Here is a 19,533-nt window from a genome sequence, read left to right as displayed (position 1 = left end):
CGCAAGCCGAACGATCAGCCGCCACAACCGTCCTAAGCTGAGCCGGTGCCGACACGCAAAGAGGACGCGCAATGACCCAGCCCGACCCGTCATACGTCAAATGGCTCGAAGACCGCGCCATGCTCAAGGCCTCTCAGGCGCGCGCCAGCCTGTATTCAGGCCAGTCACGCCTGTGGCAACAACCCTATGCCGAGGCCCAGCCCCGGCGCGCCACCGAAATCGCCTCGGTGTGGCTGACCGTCTACCCTGACGCCATCATCGCCCCCGAGGGTTGCTCGGTGCTGGGTGCCCTGGCCCACGAAGCGCTGTGGAAGCGCCTGTCGGAAATCGGCGTACAGGGCCTGCACACCGGCCCGATCAAGCGCTCCGGGGGTATCCGCGGCCGCGAACTCACCCCCAGCGTGGATGGCAACTTCGACCGCATCAGTTTCGACATCGACCCGCTGTACGGCAGCGAGCAGGAGTTGATCCAGATGAGCCGCATGGCCGCCGCGCACAATGCCGTGACCATTGACGACCTGATCCCCTCGCACACCGGCAAGGGGGCCGACTTCCGCCTCGCCGAGCTTGCCCACGGCCCCTACCCTGGGCTGTACCACATGGTCGAGGTGCGCGAAGAAGACTGGCCGCTACTGCCCGAGGTGCCCGTCGGCCGCGACGCGGTCAACCTGCTGCCAGCTCAGTGCGACGAGCTCAAGGCCCGCCACTACATCGTCGGCCAGTTGCAACGGGTCATTTTCTTCGAGCCGGGCGTCAAGGAAACCGACTGGAGCGCCACGCCGCCGGTCACAGGCGTCGACGGCAAGACCCGGCGCTGGGTGTACCTGCACTACTTCAAGGAAGGCCAACCGTCGCTGAACTGGCTGGACCCGACCTTCGCCGCCCAGCAGATGATCATTGGCGACGCGCTACACGCCCTGGATTGCCTGGGTGCGCGCGGCTTGCGCCTGGACGCCAACGGCTTTCTCGGCGTGGAAACGCGCGCCAGCGGCACCGCCTGGTCGGAAAGCCATCCGCTGTCGATCGTCGGCAACCAGTTGATCGGCGGCATGATCCGCAAGGCCGGTGGTTTCAGCTTCCAGGAGCTCAACCTGACCCTTGATGACATTGCGCAGATGTCCAAGGGCGGTGCCGACCTGTCCTACGATTTCATTACCCGGCCGGCCTATCAGCATGCGCTGTTGACCGGCGACACCGCGTTCCTGCGCCTGATGCTCAAAGAAATGCATGCCTTCGGCATCGACCCGGCCTCGCTGATCCATGCCCTGCAGAACCACGACGAGCTGACGGTGGAACTGGTGCACTTCTGGACCCTGCATGCCCACGACATGTACCTGTACAAAGGCCAGACCCTGCCTGGCAGCATCCTGCGCGAACACATCCGCGAAGAGATCTACGAACGGCTGTCGGGCGAACATGCGCCCTACAACCTGCGTTTCGTCACCAATGGCATCGCCTGCACCACCGCCAGCCTGATCGCTGCCGCACTGGGCATTCGCGACCTCGAGCAGATTGGCACGGCTGACATCGAACTGATCCAGAAGGTGCACCTGCTGCTGGTCATGTACAACGCCATGCAGCCCGGGGTGGTCGCATTGTCTGGCTGGGACTTGGTCGGCGCCCTGCCCTTGCCCGCCGAAGCCGTGGCCGAGCGCATGCTCGATGGCGATACCCGCTGGATTCACCGGGGCGGCTATGACCTTGCCGGGCTTGACCCGCAAGCCGAGGCGTCAGTGCGTGGCATGCCGCGTGCACGGGCACTGTACGGCAGCCTCGACAGCCAGCTGGAAGCGGTTGATTCGTTTGCCTGCAAAGTGAAGAAACTGCTAGCGGTACGCCAGGCCTATGGCATTGCCACCAGCCGTCAGGTGCTGGTACCCGAGGTCATCAGCCCGGGGCTGCTGGTGATGGTGCATGAGCTGCCAGCCGGGCGCGGCATCCAGATCAGTGCGTTGAACTTTGGCCATGAAACGATTGCCGAGGAGTTGCTGTTGGACGGGTTCACGCCTGGGCCGGTGGTGGACATGATCAACGAAACGGTCGAAGGCGACTTGAGCGAAGATGGGCGGTTGATGGTGAACCTGGACCCGTACGAGGCGCTGTGCCTGCGCATCGTCAACAGTAGCGGACATGTGTAATTGGCGATGAAAACAGCCACCCGATCAATCAAATCGTAATATCGAATGGCCATATTGGGCGCCCCTGAACACTCACCCATGGTCGCCCAATGCATTTCACGCCCAACCGCCTGGCCCTGTGCATCGCCCTGGCCTGTGCTGCCTTCGCCCCCAACGCCTTTGCCAAGGATTACCTGATCGACCGCGCCAGCACCGACACCCTGGAGCTGAAAAAGTCCGACACCTTGATAGTGACGGCCAGTGGCAGCATCGTGGCCAGTGACGACGACGGCGTGATTTTGCCCAAGCACACCAGTGGTGCAACGGTGAGTGTCGATAACGCCGGCATCATCCGCTCAACCGATGGCCGTGGCATTGACAGCAAGGGCGACGGCGAAGACCTCAGCCACTTCGTCATCACCAACCACGCCGGGGGGCTGATCCAAGGCAGCAACGACGGCTTGCGCTTGCAGACCAACCCTGCCGCCGGCGGTAGCCTGAGCATCATCAACGCGGGCACCATCGCGTCCACCGTCGAAGGCCAGGCCATCGACCTCGAAACGCTGAACAATCCAGCGTTCACCACCACCCTGGAGAACCAGACCACAGGCGTGATCCACGCCGTAGGCAACGACGCGATCAAGACCGGCTCCAACGCCACGATCACCAACTACGGGCTGATCTACACCGACACCGCGCCACAGGACAAGAACGGCCTTGACCAGAAGTGGGACGGCATCAAGATCGGCACTTCTACCGGGGTCACCGTGTACAACCACGGCACCATCAGCGCCGACCGCCACGGCGTCGACCTGAAGACCGATGCCACGCTGTACAACTACGAGGGCGCCAGCATTACCGGGCGCAACGGTTCGGGTTTCGGCTCCGACGGCAGCGGCACGGTGTACAACTGGGGCACCATCACCGGTGCCATCGCCGACGGCAAGATCAATGGCGACGGCGATGGCGTCGATATCGACAACATCGGCCATGTATACAACGCCGGCACCATCCAGGGTTTGGGCGCCAAGGGCGTCGACAGTGGTGGCCGGCCAAATGGCAGCGAAGGCATTGCCATGGGCGGTGGCAGCATCGTCAATACCACCAGTGGGGTCATTCGCAGTGTCGACAACGGCATCCTGGTCGATGACGGCGCCGAAGGTGCCGGTGTGGCCGCGACCACTATCAGCAACGCCGGACGCATCGAGGGCGAAGGCGGCTTTGGCATCAAGCTGATCGGCGAGTACGACGACAGCGTGATCAACAGCGGGACTATCAGCGGTGGCAACGGCCTTGCGCTGAGCATGGGTGCCGGCAACGACAGCCTCACCGTGCTGACTGGTGGCACGTTCAACGGCCTGGTCGATGGCGGTGCTGGCATCGACAGCCTGACCCTGAACGGCACTGGCAACTTCGGCAACAGCGCCAACTTCGAAACCTTGAAGGTCAGCGGCGGCAGTTGGACCCTGACCAGCCTCGAAGACTTCAGCCAAGGTGGCGTGGTGAACTCGGGCGCCACGCTGATCAATCAGGGCAGCATCCTCGGCTCGATGTTGATTGAAAAAGGCGCCACGTATGCCGGTGGCGGGTCGGTCGGCGGGCTGCAAGTGAACGGCACCCTGCTCACCAACACCGGCCTGGGCGTCGCCGCCGTTGCGGGCGACCTGAGCTTTGGCCAGGGTTCAAGCCTGGTGTATGGCGTCAACGCTGACGGCAGCAGTGCACCGATCCATGTCAGCGGTACTGCCAACCTCGATGGCGCCACGTTGCATGTGCAGCCAAGCGCCGGCGAATACCCGTGGCAGAGCCACTACACCGTGCTGACCGCCGGTGCCGTGAACGGCACCTTCACCCAAGTCAGCAGCGACTATGCCTTCCTCACCCCTATCCTGCGCTACAACAACACCTCGGTAGGTCTGGACTACACCCGCAACGACGTAGCCTTCGAGCACTATGCACCGTCCGCCAACGCGGCTGGCGCTGCGCGTAGCCTGGCCAGCCTCGGGCAGAACAGCAACCTGTACAACGCCGTGCTCGGTACCACCGCAGCCGGTGCCGGCAATGCCATCGAGCAGCTGTCCGGCAGCAATACCGCCAACCTCGCGGCCGCCACCCTGGCTGGCGCGTCGCAGGTCGGCAGCAGCATGCTCGGCGCGATGCAGGCAATGGGCAGCGCTGGCGGCCTGCTGGTTGGCCTGAACGACAGCGACGGCCCGGCGCTGGCCGCCACCGGCGTGCCGCGTGAAGCGCGCAACCTCAACGACCCGACTGCCCAGGGGCGCGTCTGGGCACAGGCGCTGGGCAGCTACGGCAAGGTCGATGGCAGCCATGGCGCCAGCACACTGGAGCAGCGTACCGGCGGTGGTGTGCTGGGCGTCGACTGGGCGTTGGCTGGTGACTGGCGCGTGGGCCTGCTGGGTGGCTACTCGCACACCCGCCTGGACGCCACTGGCCTGGATGGCACGGTGCGCAGCTGGCACGCTGGCGTCTACGCCCAGCATCAGAGCGGCCCACTGGCCGTGCGCCTGGGTGCGGCGTACAGCAGCCACGACGGCGACAGCAAGCGCGACGTGGCGTTTGCCGGTTTCAAAGAGCGCCTCAAGGGTGACTACGACGCCGACAGTCAGCAGGCCTTCATCGAGCTGGGTTACACCATGGGCAGCGGTCGCCTGAGCGCCGAGCCGTTCGCCAACCTCGGCTACCAGCGCTACCACCGCGACAATTACCGGGAACAAGGCGGCGATGCGGCGCTGGCCGTGGACGCCGATACCCAGAACAACGTCAGCAGCACCTTCGGTGTGCGCCTGGCGCACCTGGGGCAGCTGGACAACGGCATGAGCCTGACGCCACGGGCGACCCTGGGCTGGCGGCACACTTACGGCAGCATCGATACCCGCACGCGGCAGGCGTTTATCGCAGGGGGTGATGCGTTCAGTGTCGAAGGCAGTGCGATCGACCGCGACAGCTTGCTGGCCGAGGCCGGGCTGGACCTGGGGCTGAGTGCGCGGCAAAGCGTAGGCATCGGGTATAGCGGTGAACTGGGCAGCAACAGCCGTAACCATGCGGTGGTTGGGCAGTGGCAGTTGAAATTCTGATTTCAGAGTACGGTCACTGCGTACGGCAGTGGCCTTGCCCACTATTCGTACAGTCAACATTGCGCTTGAGAATTTCTGGTTTTGGTTTGTCTGCACAGTGTCCGTGACCTAATGTGATGGCAGTCGCCAGGCCATCTACCCCCTCAAAAGTCGGCATTGCTGAGCGCCCCAGTGAGAGAAAATCGGTACGCGAAGATTTTCCCCTGGCAACAAGCGCTCGATAAACCAGTAATTCGATGGAGCTGAATACAGGCACATGTACACACTGACTGCAATGTACAGCGTACCAAGCGTGACTTGGCAACAATTGCCATGCGAGCAACCCGCTTCGTGCATGAGCGGTTGCCGTACTGCGAACAACGATAATTGTGTCTGCCAGCAAATGCGCGAGGCACTCGACCGCTATGCGGGCTTGTTCGCCAAGCTGCTCACGCCGCAGGTGTCACTATGGGGCATGCGCTGGGGTGAGCCCTACCATGTGGACTTTGTTACACGGTGCAGAACGGCAAGCTATTTCACCCTGTTGCCCATCAGCAATAGATTGATAAGCGGCACGGCAGTGGTACCAAATTATGAAACCTGCACATTGGAACCGACTTACAACACGCTCACATTCAGGGACTTAGACCTCGACATCTGGGCGCAATCCTTCATGTCCGCATTCGACGATTTCCTCGCCTTGATGACCAACGGCGCACCCACCGCGTTCGACGATCCCGTCTATCAGCGGCTTGTATCGTTGAAGGAAACCCTTGCCAAAGTGCTTGCCACAGGTGTCGCTCCGGTTTTCGCCATGCAGTCAGACGGCGACCTGAGCGCCGCACGGGATCAGTTTGAGCAGCATGTGCAAACGTCGTTCTCAAATGCGTATCTGCATGCCTCGATTGTACAAATACCAGCCGCTGTCAGCACGCCGTTTCCATTGCGAGCTGAATCGAGCGTCCCGCGTTTCATAGGTACACTCATGGAGTTTGGCTATACGCACTCGCATGGAAATCGTTGTGTACTGGGTCACCAGGCTGGTCCCCAGTTCACAACGATGTCCATGCTTGAAGTACCAATGCCTAGGCGGGAATTCCCTCATCAACCGTCGCTGTTGAGTCAACGAGCAAAACTGTCCCACGAGGCGCGTGTCCAGGCCTCTGCCTGCACAGCGCTGCAGTGGAGTTATGAGGCGCAAGTGGAGTTGCCCGCACACGGTGCTCAAGACCAGCTTTGGGTAAGACTGGCCTACAACAAGCCAATCGATGAGCCGCTACAGGATTGCGACTCAACTGACATGGGTGATCACCAGGAAATGTTTGCCGCGCTTGCGTCATTCAATGTTGCCTGGCCGGTCTTGTGGCCACAGATGCAGGCATTGCAACAAGAGGCATCAGAACGGCATACCGATGGTCCCGCAAAGCAACGGGTAACTACTGCATTGCTGAATCAGTTTGAACACGTCATCCAAACATGGGCTAACTGGCGTTGGCCCACATGCGCAACTGTGCCGAGTGCGTCAACGGCTCCTCCTCCCGCTGATCAGGCAAGCGCTCTGTATGTTTTGGATTTCGCGGGCGCATCCAATGGGCGCAAGACGCTGCGCCTGTTCGCTCAAAGCACACAAGTGGAGGCAGGGTGTGGTCTTTCGAAGATGGGCTGGCCAACCATCAATGGCCAACACCCCTGCGGCGTAGCGTTTGCAGGTGAAGTAGCGGCACTCAATAACGACTCATGCTGGTATGTGGCACAGTACGATGATCAAGCGCTTTCAACGATGGACGAGCCTACTTTCAAATTCGTCTGGGCGAATATCGATATCGGAACATACCAGAGTGCTTGCTCGACCTGGTGGATTGTGCGAAACGCGAATCTTGAAGGTTCTGCGGGGGCGCGGACCAACTCAGCCTTGGTCTATCAGTCGCCGGCATCTGCTTTCAGCGCTCCCGTTGTGCCAAATATCATCCTACCAAGCCGCCAGTTCGCCTGCGATGGCAACTTGTTCACTGCTATCGAGCTTGCCTTGACGCCGTTCGCCAATGCAAGCCGTGCACGGCCCCGGGAATGTTGCCTCAGTATAGCCATGGGTTTGCGCTCTCAGATTACCGCCCCCAGTGCTGCTGCATTGGACGCTTGGTGCGAGGTTCCGATTCTGCTGGTAGACAATGTGAGTATTGCGAACGGTGACTCTGAAACTATCGCCGACAACGCCCACTCTTTCGCCACGCTGGTCGAGCAATTGGCGGATGGATTCATGCAGTGGTTCAATCACACGACCCCATCCTCACAAAGCGCAATGTTAAAACTAGACGTCACGCTGTATTTCAACCTGAACGAAGTGTGGTCGCCAATTGCATCCGCGCCTGAACTACTTATCAGTATTCCTGCGGATGGAACGTTGTCACGCCGAGGGGCTGGTTCTCACGCATGACTGCACGGAGGGAAGCCAGGCGGGGGCTTTTACAAATTGGCAGTAGCAAAGCAAGGTCGTGCGAAGCCTTGCATTTACAGCGCTACGGGCATAGCGTTCGGGTGTTTTCTTTTCCGCGCCCAGGAGCAACTCCATGTACACCGGCATCGTCCAGGCCGTCCGCCCTCTGCTTGATGTGACCACCTACCCGGGCCACAACCAGTTCACCATCGACCTCACCCCAGAACTGCTCGAAGCGCTGAAGATCGGCGCCAGCGTCAGCGTCGAAGGCACTTGCCTGTCGGTCACCGAAATCGACGGCAGCCAGGTCAGGTTCGACGCCATGACCGCTACCCTCGAACGCACCAACCTGCGTAACTTCAAGGCCGGCCAAGGGGTGAACATCGAACGTTCAGCGAAGATGAACGCCGAAGTTGGCGGCCACCTGATGGCTGGCCACATCGCCACCACTGCCGAAATCGTCGAGCTGTCGATCAAGGAAACCGGCGCCTTCATCAAGTTCCGCATGCCGCCGGAATGGGGCAAGTACGTGTTTGCGCGTGGTTTCATCGGGGTCAATGGCTGCAGCCTGACCGTCGCTGATGTGGAGGACAACGTCATCACCATCAACCTGATCCCGGAAACCCTGCGTCAGACCACCTTCGCCAGCTACAAGGCCGGCGAGCTGCTAAACATCGAGGTCGACCACCAGACCATGGTGCTGGTCGATGTGGTGGAGCGCACCATCAAAGGCACCCTGGCCCGCGAAAAACAGCTGCCTTGAGGCCTGCACATGCTGCCTAACGCCCTCACCGCGCGCACGGCCAAGCGTTTACGCCTGCAAGTACTGCGTGGCCGCGTCGGCCTCGGCCTGGTCGCCGCGCTGTCGGTGCTGGCCGGCATGACCGATGCCATTGGCCTATTGGCACTGGGCGACTTCGTGTCGTTCATGAGTGGCAACACCACACGCCTGGCAGTGGCCATCAGTGAGGCAGATCTGGCCCTGGTGCTGCGCCTGAGTGGCGCAGTGCTGGGTTTTGTCGCGGGCAATGCATTGGGCGTGCTGATGGCGCGTGGCTTGGGCCGTCGGGCCTGGCCGGTGCTGCTGGTGGTTGCCGCACTGCTGGCGTTCGCGGCAGCGTGGCCATTGCCAGCCACCTTCCCGGCGCTGTTGGCCGCAACGCTGGCCATGGGCATGATCAATGCTGTGGTCGAACAGGTGAATGGCCTGCCCATCGGCCTGACCTACGTGACCGGCGCCCTGTCGCGTTTCGGCCGTGGCCTGGGGCGCTGGCTGCTGGGTGAGCGGCGCAACGGCTGGCGGGTGCAGCTGGTGCCTTGGGCCGGCATGCTGCTGGGGGCTGCGCTCGGCGCCTGGTTGCAACAACACCTGGGCCTGCAGGCCTTGGCCGGCAGTTGCGCGCTGGCCTGCATGCTGGCCCTGGTGTCGCGGTTCATCCCGCGCGCCTGGCAGCGTGGCTACATGCCGCGCTGATCATTCGATGCGCGGGTGCTGCTGGGCCAGCGTCTCGCGCTTGGCTTCCAGTTCGGCGATTTGCGCATCGATGTCCTCGATCTTCTGCTCGATGTTGTCGTGGTGCTCCTGCAGCAGCTCACGCGCTTCCTCGATGTCCGATGCCGCCGGTGCCGCGCCGCGCAGCGGCTTGTTGGCGGTTTCCTTCATGGTCAGGCCGGTCAGCAGGCCAATGGCGGCGATTACCATCAGGTAGTAGGCCGGCATGTAGAGGTCGCCGGTACTCTCCACCAGCCAGGCAGCGAGGGTCGGAGTAAGCCCGGCTATCAGCACCGAAATGTTGAATGCAGCGGCCAGGGCGCTGTAGCGGATGTGCGTAGGGAACATCGCTGGCAACGTGGAGGCCATCACGCCGATGAAAAAGTTCAGCAGCACAGCAATGATCAGCAGCCCGGCGAAAATCACCCCCAGCACGCCGCTGTTGATCAACATGAATGCCGGAATGGCCAGGGCGAACAAGCCAACACTGCCAACGATGATGAATGGCCGACGGCCAAACTTGTCGCTGAGCAGGCCGATCATCGGCTGCACGAACAGCATGCCGACCATGATCGCGATGATGATCAGCACACCATGGTCTTCGCTGTAGTGCAGGTTGTGCGACAGGTAGCTGGGCATGTAGGTGAGCAGCATGTAGTAGGTGACGTTGGTGGCGATTACCACACCAATGCAGGTCACCAGGCTGCGCCAGTGCTGGGTAGCCACCTCCTTGAACGACACCTTGGGCCCAGAAGCCAGGCCTTCACGGTCGCCCTGCTCCAGCTTGTCGACATGCTGCTGAAACGCGGGTGTCTCTTCCAGCGCATGGCGCAGGTAAAGGCCGATGATGCCCAGCGGCAGGGCCAGGAAGAACGGCAGCCGCCAGCCCCATTCAAGGAACTTCTCTTCACCGAGAATGGTGGATATCAGCACCACCACTCCAGCACCTAGCACAAACCCGGCAATCGAGCCGAAGTCCAGCCAGCTACCGAGAAAACCGCGCTTGCGGTCAGGGGCGTATTCGGCAACGAAGATCGAGGCACCGGTGTACTCGCCCCCCACTGAAAAACCCTGGGCCATCTTGGCCAGCAACAACAGTATCGGCGCCCAGATGCCGATGCTGGCGTAGGACGGTATAAGGCCGATGGCGAAGGTGCTGAGCGACATGATCACGATGGTCGCAGCGAGGATTTTCTGCCGCCCGAACTTGTCGCCCAAGGCGCCGAAGAACAACCCGCCCAATGGCCGGATCAGGAACGGCACCGAGAAGGTGGCCAGGGCCGCGATCATCTGCACGCTGGGGTCGGCATTGGGGAAGAACACCTTGCCCAGGGCGTAGGCGACGAAGCCGTACACGCCAAAGTCGAACCACTCCATGGCGTTACCCAGCGCAGCGGCGGTGATCGCCTTCTTCATCTTGGCGTCGTCGACGATGGTGATGTCCTTCAGGCCGATTGGCTGGACGCTTTTCTTGCGAGGTTTCATACCCGTATCCCTGTCGATGAATGCTCTAAGGGATCAGATACAACGGGACACTAAATAATTCAGCGCTTACGGATTTTTTGTGCATTGGCATAAAAAAGCCGCTGCAATAGCAGCGGCATTTGTTTGCTGAAGGCTGGGCTTCAGATACCTTCGCGGGCCAGGTCCATGGCGAAGTAAGTCAGGATCAAGTCGGCACCGGCACGCTTGATCGCGCCGATGCTCTCACGCACCACCCGGCCTTCATCGATGGCGCCGGCCAGGCCGCCAAACTTGATCATCGCGTACTCGCCACTCACCTGGTACGCCGCCAGCGGCAGGCGCGAGGCTGCGCGAATGTCGGCGATCACGTCAAGGTAGGCACCGGCCGGCTTGACCATCAGCACATCCGCACCTTCCTGCTCGTCGAGCAGCGACTCGCGCACCGCTTCGCGGCGGTTCATCGGGTTCATCTGGTAGCTCTTGCGGTCACCTTTCAGCGCAGTGCCGCCGGCCTCGCGGAACGGGCCATACAGCGACGAGGCGAACTTGGTCGAGTAGGCCATGATCGCAGTGTCGTGGAAACCGGCACCATCCAGCGCGCTGCGGATAGCCTGTACCTGGCCGTCCATCGCCGCCGACGGGGCGATAAAGTCGGCACCCGCCGCCGCGGCGATGACCGCCTGCTTGCCCAGGTTGGCCAGGGTGGCGTCGTTGTCCACACCGTGGTCATGCAGCACACCGCAGTGGCCGTGGCTGGTGTATTCGCAAAAGCAGGTGTCGGACATCACCACCATTTCCGGCACGGTGTCCTTGCAGATGCGCGACATGCGCGCGACCAGGCCGTTTTCGTTCCAGGTGTCGCTACCAGTGGCGTCCAGGTGGTGCGAGACGCCAAAGGTCATCACCGACTTGATACCGGCACGGGCATAGCGCTCGATTTCCTGGGCCAGCAGCTTCTCGGGGATGCGGTTGACACCGGGCATGCTGGTGATCGGCACGAAATCATCGATACCCTCCTCGACGAAGATCGGCAGGATCAGGTCTTCCAGGCGGAACTCGGTTTCCTGGAAGATCGTGCGCAGGGACTCGTTCTGGCGCAGGCGGCGGGGACGAACGGACGGGAATTGGTTGGACATGACAGCTCCAGGGCATTTTGAACGGCGTATACCTTATGCCTGTCGCGCGCCAGTGAAAAGGCCAAATGACGAGATTATGTCTTGCGTCAATGGCAAGGGCTGCTTCGGTCGCGTGCGCTCATGCGCCGGCCTCTTCGCGGGCGAGCCCGCGAAGAGGCCGGTGAGTCAAGCGGTTACTGCAGCCAGGGCGGCGTCGGCTCCTCTGCCTTGGCCGGCCCATGCTCCGCCTCGGCGCGCGCCGCACGACGGCGGGCGTCATCCATCCGGGCGGCGTCGATCTCCCGCATTACCCCGGTCACGTCAGCCTCGTGCTCGTCATCCTCGAACACCCCAGTCAGCGGGCTGTCAGGGAGCAATTTGCCGGCCTCGTACAACGCCCACATTTCCTGCGCATAGCGGGTGCTTTTCAGCTCCGGGGCAAAGCGCCCGAAATAATGGGCCATGTTGTCCACGTCGCGCTGCAGCATGCTGAAGGCATGGTTGTTGGCCGCCGCATCCACTGCCTGCGGCAAGTCGATGATCACCGGCCCGTCCGGGCCAAGCAGCACGTTGAACTCGGACAGGTCGCCATGCACCAGCCCGGCACACAGCATCAGCACGATCTGACGAATGACAAAGGCATGGAATACGCGGGCATCTTCGGCTTCAAGGTGCACATCGTTCAGGCGCGGGGCCGCATCGCCATCGGCATCGGTCACCAGCTCCATCAACAGCACGCCGTCCTGGAAGTCGTAGGGCTTGGGTACCCTTACACCAGCGCCGGCCAAACGGAACAGCGCCGCCACTTCAGCGTTCTGCCAGGCATCTTCGGCTTCTTTACGGCCGAACTTGCTGCCCTTGGCCATCGCGCGTGCCTGGCGGCTGTTACGCACCTTGCGGCCTTCCTGGTACTCGGCGGCCTGGCGGAAACTGCGCTTGTTGGCTTCTTTGTAAACCTTGGCGCAGCGCACCTGGCTGCCGCAGCGCACCACATACACAGCGGCTTCCTTGCCACTCATCAACGGCCGTAGTACTTCGTCGACCAGGCCGTCTTCGATCAGGGGTTCGATTCTTTTAGGTGTCTTCATCAGGCTGCGTTCAGGGTCCTGGCTTTGTTGGCGGACATCCTCTCACAGCCTGATGCGACTTGCTCGTCTGTCTTCAGGCCGGACGCATCAGGCGCCCTGCCCTACGCCCCCCACCACCACCGCGCGCGCCCGGCGCCGGGTCACCAGCAGCCCCGAACACACCACCAGCACCGCCAGCACCATGGTCGACACCACTTCCAGGCGGTGATCCGGCCGGAACAGCATCAGTACCAGTACGCCGCTGATGAACAGGATCACGCCCCAGGTCAGCCACGGGAACAACCACATGCGGTAGCCCAACGTCTTACCCTGTGCAGTCAGGCGCTGGCGCAGACGCAGCTGGGAAATGGCGATGACCAGGTACACCAGCAGGGCAATGGCGCCGGAACTTGCCATGAGGAAGCCGAACACCTTTGCCGGTACCAGGTAGTTGGCGATCACCGCCAGAAATGCAGCACCCGTGGACAACAGCACCGCCACCACCGGCGTACCACTGCGGCTGGTTACCTGGGCACAGGCCGGGGCGTCACCGCGCCGGCTCAGGGAATAAACCATGCGTGAGGCGGTGTACAGCGACGAGTTGAGGCAGCTGGTCACCGACGTCAGCACCACGAAATCGATAATGGCCTTGGCATTAGCCACGCCAAGTGTATCCAGCACCGTGACATAAGAACCTTCGGTAGCCAAGCGAGGGTCGGTCCACGGTACCAGTGCGATCACGATGAAGATCGACAGGATGTAGAACAGGGTAATCCGCCAGATCACCGAATTGGTGGCCTTGGAAATATGCTTGCCCGCCTCGTCGGATTCGGCGGCGGCAATGGTCACCACCTCGGCCCCGAGGAACGAGAACATGGTGATCAGCATCGCGCTCAGCACCGCACCAAAGCCGTTGGGCATGAAGCCGCCGGTATCCCAAAGGCGCGAAACGCCGCTGACGCCGGACCCCGGCAACAGGCCGAAAATAGCGCAAACGCCAAGGGCAATGAAGCTGACGATGGCCACCACCTTGACCAGTGCCAGCCAGAATTCGAACTCGCCGTAGTTCTTCACGCTGAACAGGTTGGTGGCGGTCAGCAGCAAGGTGATCACCAACGACAAGACCCAGATCTCCATCTGCGGGACCCAGGAGTTGATGATGGTAGCGGCGATATTGGCCTCGATCGGGATGATCAGCACCCAGAACCACCAATACAGCCAACCGATGGTGTAGCCGGCCCATTTGCCGATGGCGAGGTCGGCGTAAGTCGAGAACGAGCCGGTATCCGGCGAGGCAACCGCCATTTCGGCCAGCATCCGCATTACCAATACCACCAGCCCGCCTGCCAGGATATAGGCCAGGATGGTGGCCGGGCCTGCTTCGGCGATGGCGCGGCCAGAACCGACAAACAGGCCGGCGCCGATCACGCCGGCAATGGACAGCATGGTCACATGCCGTGATTTCAATCCATGACTCAAATTGTTCTTGTGGGTTTGCATGGCGCTACCTTGTTGTTTTTGTCATGCCCACGCTGGGGCCGCCGGCTGCACGTCACCGACGCAGGCGCGAAAAAGCCCGCCCTGCCCTAAATGGTGAGTAGGGCAGTTCGGGTTGAGTAAAACGAAACCGCAAGAGGTGCTACGGCGGTGTCAGCTAGCCGCCCGCTGGTTGGCAGCCAGGTCTGCTTTGGGGAAGCTGCCGCCCTGGAGGCTGACCTGCTCGCAAACTTTCTCGACGATATAGGCGCCGATCGGGATAGCCGAGGTGGCAGCTGGCGACGGTGCGTTGCACACGTTGACGCTGCGCGCGGTGTTGACGAACAGGAAGTCGTCGATCAGCTTGCCATCACGCGATACTGCCTGGGCACGCACACCAGCCGGATAAGGCGTGAGGTCGGCCTTGGTGATGCTCGGGCAGTATTTCTGTACTTGCTTGAGGTACCCGCCCTTGAACAGCGAGTTCTTCATCTCGATCAGGCCCGGGCGGAAGTTCTTCGCCAGCACCTTGAGGATGCCAGGGGTGGTCAGGGTCTGGAACAAGTCACTGGGGCTGACGTCGGTCTTGCGGTAGCCCTCGCGTTTCATCGCCAGTACAGCATTGGGGCCAACGGTGACGGTGCCGTCGATCATGCGGGTCAAGTGCACACCCAGGAAAGGCATCGACGGGTCGGGGATCGGGTAGATCAGGTGGTTGACGATCTGGTTGTGCTGTTTGGGCAGCAGGTAGTACTCGCCACGGAACGGGCAGATTACGAACTCGGTGCGCAGGCCCAGCATGCTCACCACTCGGTCGGCCATCAGGCCCGAGCAAGTCACCAGGAAACGGCTGCGGAACTCGTCGCGCTGAGTGCGCACGATCACTTCACTGGCCTGCTCCTGCAGGCCGACCACCTCGGCGCCATAGCGGATTTCACCACCAGCACGTTGGAATTCGGCGCCCATGGCAGCAGTGACTTCAGCGTAATTGACGATGCCACTGGACGGCACGAAGATGCCACCCATGCCAACGATGTTGGGCTCGCGCTCGCGCAATTCGTCAGCCGACAGCCAGTAGCGTTCCAGGCCATTGGCCGCAGTACGCTCCCACAGCGCCTTCATGCGCTGCATTTCCAGGTCGTTCGTGGCTACCAGCAGCTTGCCGCACTCATCGAAGCGGATGCCGTGCTGGGTGCAGAAGGCTTTGGTGGCCTTGTTGCCTTCCAGGCAGAAGCGCGCCTTGAGGCTGCCGGGGGTGTAATACACACCGGCGTGGATCACGCCGCTGTTGTGGCCGGTCTGGTGGCGGGCCGGGCCAGACTCTTTCTCCAGCAGGAGAATCTTTGCGTCCGGGTAGACCTTGATCAGGTGCATGGCCGTGGACATGCCCACAATGCCACCGCCAATAATGATGAAATCGTACACAGCCTTACCTCACACGCAGGCATTGCCTGGCTTGCTCACCGAGGCCCGCGCGGGCCCAGGTGGCATCGTTTTGTGCAAAGACGCGTGGGCGGGCGCCCGCCCCGCGCCCTGTCATTATTGCCCGCGCTGGTACAGCGGTTTAGGGAAAGCGACGTAACCACGCTGGCGCATCAGTTCGCGGCGCAGCCCCTCGTGCGGGGTGAAGCGGTCGCGGCCATGCAGCCAGAACAGGTTGTTGATCAGCAGGAAGCTGCCCACCCCCACCGGTACCGAAACCTTCTTCTCGCTGCCTTCCAACGAATCGGACAAGGCGTTCAGCCAGATGCCTTCCTCGTAGTTTTCCGGCTGCACGAACTGGTCAATGTAGCGCATGGTCGGGCGGCCTTCGGCATCGGTGTCGAATACCGAGTGGAACACATCTTCGGCCACCTTCTTGCTCGGCGGTGCGGTCCAACGCATTTCGCGGCGTGCCATCGGGTGACGGAAGAATTCGTCGCACTGCTCCCAGTCGTCCAGGTGCAGCAGCAGCGAGTTGCCGCCTTCCATGTTCTTTTCGTCGATTTTCAGCATCAGCACGTAGTCGGTGATCTGGTTCACGAACGTGCCGTCGTTGTGCAGTTCCATGACCCGGTGCGGCTGGCGCAGGTAGCTGTCGGAGTTATCGCTGTTGACCACCACGAAGCGCGCGTAGAACTGGCCACTCATGGCGTCGTAGTTGGAACGGCCGATCAGGTGTGCACAAGCGGTGGTGAACTTGACCATGTCCTCGGCCTGGCTCACGTCGTCCAGGCCGACAGGGGTAATCAGCATGCCGCCGCTGGCGCGGTCGAGGATGGTGTTGAGCAACACCGGGCGCAAGGTGCCCTGGCACAACTCGTCAAGGATTTCGCCTACACGAAAACGCAGGAACGACTTGTACTCCAGTGCCTGTACCGGCCATTGGGCAACCGCCTGCACGAACGCTTCGACGGTTTCCCGGGCAAAGGTCAGTTCCAGCAGGCGCGGCGACTGTTTCGAGGGGGCAATGGTGTAGCCCTGCGGTTCGAGCGGCAGCGGCATGACAAGTTCGTCGATCTGCGTAAAGGCGTTCATGGCAGTGTCCTGGCAAAAAAAGTTGTGTGGCGCCGTCCGGTAGTGACCTGGAGCAGTGCGGGCGAGGTAAAAATATCGCTACAAACTCAAAATGTCTACATTTTTATCATTCAGCGACATTGGACTTTTTTGTCCATTGTTTTTCGTCGGCAGAGGGTTTCGGTATGATCGGCAAAACGTTTTGAGGAACAGGATCTTGGAAGCGCTCGCCCCCCGACAAAACTCAGCATTCAGCGGGTATGAGAGGCTCAAGAAGGACATCATCCGCGGCGTGTTCAAACCCGGTGAAAAACTGTTGATGAGCGCCCTCAAGGAACGCTACGACCTGGGCGTGGGCCCGCTGCGCGAAGCACTGTCACAACTGGTGGCAGAGCACCTGGTCAACGCGATAAGCCAGAAAGGCTACCGGGTGGCGCCCATGTCGCTGGACGAGATGAACGACATCTATGATGCCCGCGCCAACCTGGAAGCGATGATCATCGCCCTGGCCATCGAACGCGGCGACGACGCCTGGGAGGCCTCGGTGCTGGCCCACTCGCACACCCTGGCCAAAGTGGTGGAGGTGAAAACCCGTGAACAGCGCCTGGACGTGTGGGACGAACGGCACAAGGCGTTCCATACCGCCATCGCCTCGGGCTGCGGCTCCAAGCACCTGCTGCAAGCGCGCACCTACCTGTTCGACCAGGCCGAACGCTACCGCCATCTGTGGCTGACGCAGACGGTGTTTTCCGAGCAGGCGCTGGAGCTCAAGCGCCAGGAGCATGCAGCGCTGGTCGAGGTGATTCTCGCCCGTGATGCCAAGCGCGCCAGCGCCATGATGCGCTCGCACCTGATGACCCCGGTGCCGATCATTGCGCAGATCATGCATGCTGAAGGTATCGGCGCACGCTAGATGAATTTTTCTTAAATCGCCGGTTGTCTATTCTTTGGCACAATCAAATCTCTATTAGATGCCCAGGAACCAGCATGCCTCGCGTACTGACCATCGAAGACGACGCCGTCACCGGCCAGGAAATCGTCGCCGAACTTACCAGCCACGGCCTGGAGGTGGATTGGGCCGACAACGGCCGTGAGGGCCTGGCCAAGGCCATTGCCGGCGGCTACGACCTGATCACCCTGGACCGCATGCTGCCCGAGGTCGATGGCCTGACCATCGTCACCACCCTGCGCAGCCTCAAGATCGCCACGCCGATCCTGATGATCAGCGCCCTCTCCGACGTCGATGAGCGGGTGCGCGGCCTGCGTGCCGGCGGTGACGACTACCTGACCAAACCGTTCGCCTCCGACGAGATGGCCGCGCGGGTCGAGGTGTTGCTGCGCCGCAACAGCGTGCCCATGACCCAGACCCGCCTGCAGGTCGCCGACCTGCAACTGGACCTGATCAGCCACGAAGCGCGTCGCGGTGACAACACGCTGAACCTGCTGCCCACCGAGTACAAGCTACTGGAATACCTGATGCGCCACAGCGGCCAGGTAATCACGCGGATGATGATTTTCGAGGAAGTCTGGGGCTACCACTTCGACCCGGGCACCAACCTGATCGACGTGCACATCGGCCGCCTGCGCAAGAAAATCGACTCCCCCGGCCAATCGCCGCTGATCCGTACGGTACGGGGCTCCGGCTATGCCATTGCTGAACCCGTCTAAAGGCTGGAGTTCCTCGACCAGCCGCCTGCTGGCGCTGTACAGCTTTCTGTTCGTGGCCTGGAGCAGCATCCTCATGGGGGTGCTGTACTTCGAGGTGTCCAGCTACCTGAACAAACTCACCCGCCACTCCATGCTGCAGCGTCAGCACCTGTTCGCGCACATGAGCGGCAAACAACTGGACGACGCCCTGATCGCCAGCCAGGCCTTCGAGGAGCGCAGCTTCGATGCCTATGGCTTGTTCGACACCCAGCTCAACCCGATTGGCGGCAGTGTGCGAGCCTTGCCCCCGGAGCTCAGGCTGGACGGCAAGATCCATGAATTGAAACGCTGCCTGGATGCCGACGACCCACACCTGCCCCGCGACAGCTGCGATGCGGTAGCGATCAAGGTACAGGATGGCCGCTGGTTGGTACTGTTCCGCGACAACGGCTCACTGTTCGTGGTTACCCGGATCATTCTCGATGCCCTGCTCTGGGGTATCTCCTTGACGCTGATCCCAGGCTTTGCCGGCTGGTATTTGTTGCGCCGCCGCCCGCTCAAGCGTATCCGTGCGATCCAGGCCCAGGCCGAGCTTATCGTCGCGGGAGACCTGACTCACCGCCTGCCCTTGTCGGCCAGGCGCGACGAACTGGACATGCTGGCCGCCATCGTCAATGCCATGCTCGACCGCATCGAGCGGTTGATGCACGAGGTCAAAGGCGTGTGCGACAACATTGCCCATGACCTGCGCACCCCGCTGACCCGCCTGCGCGCCCAGCTTTACCGCATTCGCCAGCAAAGCGACGTGGATTCCGCGCAAGCCGAGGCGCTGGACCAGGCCATTGGCGAAACCGACACCTTGATGGCGCGCTTTCGTGGGTTACTGCGCATCAGCGAGCTGGAAGACCGCCAGCGCCGGGCTGGTTTCGTCCAGCTGGACCCTCATGAACTGCTGGTCGAACTGCACGACTTTTACCTGCCATTGGCCGAGGATGGCGGCATTCATCTGGAATTGCACCAGCCCGCACAGCTGCCGGCTCTGCACGGTGACCGCGAACTGCTGTTCGAGGCGCTGGCCAATCTGGTAGGCAATGCGATCAAGTTTACGCCCGAGGGTGGGCAGGTGCGGATTTTCGCGACACAGGACGATA

The 19,533-nt window shown here is 61.6% G+C and carries 14 protein-coding genes; 8 read left to right on the top strand and 6 right to left on the bottom strand.

Annotation, left to right across the window (positions count from 1 at the left end; all coding sequences use genetic code 11):
* The first annotated feature begins 71 nt into the window (after nt 1–71).
* The 5 genes from treS to APH42_RS15705 all read left to right on the top strand — a co-directional run bounded on the left by treS (nt 72) and on the right by APH42_RS15705 (nt 9,099).
* Nucleotides 72–2,138, top strand: a complete 2,067-nt coding sequence (gene treS / locus APH42_RS15725; protein ID WP_012272495.1) for a maltose alpha-D-glucosyltransferase — start codon at nt 72–74, stop codon at nt 2,136–2,138.
* 89 nt (nt 2,139–2,227) lie between these two features.
* Nucleotides 2,228–5,212 carry an autotransporter domain-containing protein gene (locus tag APH42_RS15720; RefSeq protein WP_060493704.1) on the top strand — a complete coding sequence of 995 codons (2,985 nt, stop codon included), beginning with the start codon at nt 2,228–2,230 and terminating at the stop codon, nt 5,210–5,212.
* 256 nt (nt 5,213–5,468) lie between these two features.
* On the top strand, nt 5,469–7,625 hold the full coding sequence (locus APH42_RS15715; protein WP_156352779.1) for a hypothetical protein: 2,157 nt from the start codon (nt 5,469–5,471) through the stop codon (nt 7,623–7,625).
* A gap of 133 nt (nt 7,626–7,758) precedes the next feature.
* A complete protein-coding gene (locus APH42_RS15710; protein ID WP_060493702.1) occupies nt 7,759–8,388 on the top strand; it encodes a riboflavin synthase in 630 nt (209 codons plus the stop codon).
* Between the two features lie 9 nt (nt 8,389–8,397).
* Nucleotides 8,398–9,099, top strand: a complete 702-nt coding sequence (locus tag APH42_RS15705; protein ID WP_012272499.1) for a YoaK family protein — start codon at nt 8,398–8,400, stop codon at nt 9,097–9,099.
* On the opposite strand, the gene proP is transcribed toward APH42_RS15705, so the two are convergent.
* The 6 genes from proP to glaH form a co-directional block, all read right to left on the bottom strand.
* Nucleotides 9,100–10,602 carry a glycine betaine/L-proline transporter ProP gene (gene proP / locus APH42_RS15700; protein WP_012272500.1) on the bottom strand — a complete coding sequence of 501 codons (1,503 nt, stop codon included), beginning with the start codon at nt 10,600–10,602 and terminating at the stop codon, nt 9,100–9,102.
* Between the two features lie 140 nt (nt 10,603–10,742).
* Complete coding sequence (gene hemB, locus APH42_RS15695; RefSeq protein ID WP_012272501.1) at nt 10,743–11,717, bottom strand: porphobilinogen synthase; 975 nt, start codon at nt 11,715–11,717, stop codon at nt 10,743–10,745.
* 173 nt (nt 11,718–11,890) lie between these two features.
* Nucleotides 11,891–12,784, bottom strand: a complete 894-nt coding sequence (locus APH42_RS15690) for a PA4780 family RIO1-like protein kinase (RefSeq protein WP_012272502.1) — start codon at nt 12,782–12,784, stop codon at nt 11,891–11,893.
* An 87-nt stretch (nt 12,785–12,871) separates the two neighbouring features.
* Nucleotides 12,872–14,263: a GABA permease gene (gene gabP / locus APH42_RS15685; RefSeq protein ID WP_060493701.1), complete on the bottom strand. Its 1,392-nt coding sequence runs from the start codon at nt 14,261–14,263 to the stop codon at nt 12,872–12,874.
* Between the two features lie 150 nt (nt 14,264–14,413).
* Complete coding sequence (gene lhgO / locus APH42_RS15680; RefSeq protein ID WP_012272504.1) at nt 14,414–15,664, bottom strand: L-2-hydroxyglutarate oxidase; 1,251 nt, start codon at nt 15,662–15,664, stop codon at nt 14,414–14,416.
* Between the two features lie 114 nt (nt 15,665–15,778).
* Nucleotides 15,779–16,756 carry a glutarate dioxygenase GlaH gene (gene glaH / locus APH42_RS15675; protein ID WP_012272505.1) on the bottom strand — a complete coding sequence of 326 codons (978 nt, stop codon included), beginning with the start codon at nt 16,754–16,756 and terminating at the stop codon, nt 15,779–15,781.
* 196 nt (nt 16,757–16,952) lie between these two features.
* On the opposite strand from glaH, the gene csiR reads away from it, so the two are divergent.
* From csiR to APH42_RS15660, 3 genes are all read left to right on the top strand, one after another.
* Complete coding sequence (gene csiR, locus APH42_RS15670) at nt 16,953–17,648, top strand: DNA-binding transcriptional regulator CsiR (RefSeq protein ID WP_012272506.1); 696 nt, start codon at nt 16,953–16,955, stop codon at nt 17,646–17,648.
* Between the two features lie 74 nt (nt 17,649–17,722).
* Nucleotides 17,723–18,403: a response regulator transcription factor gene (locus tag APH42_RS15665; protein ID WP_012272507.1), complete on the top strand. Its 681-nt coding sequence runs from the start codon at nt 17,723–17,725 to the stop codon at nt 18,401–18,403.
* Nucleotides 18,381–19,533 (top strand): HAMP domain-containing sensor histidine kinase (locus APH42_RS15660; protein ID WP_060493700.1); only part of this gene is annotated, 1,153 nt, incomplete at its 3' end. The genes APH42_RS15665 and APH42_RS15660, both read left to right, overlap by 23 nt.

The organism is Pseudomonas sp. NBRC 111140, assembly GCF_001320885.1.
Lineage (GTDB): Bacteria > Pseudomonadota > Gammaproteobacteria > Pseudomonadales > Pseudomonadaceae > Aquipseudomonas > Aquipseudomonas putida_P.
The sequence above is the reverse complement of the archived record's forward strand: the minus strand, read 5'-3'. Positions and strand labels throughout refer to the sequence as shown.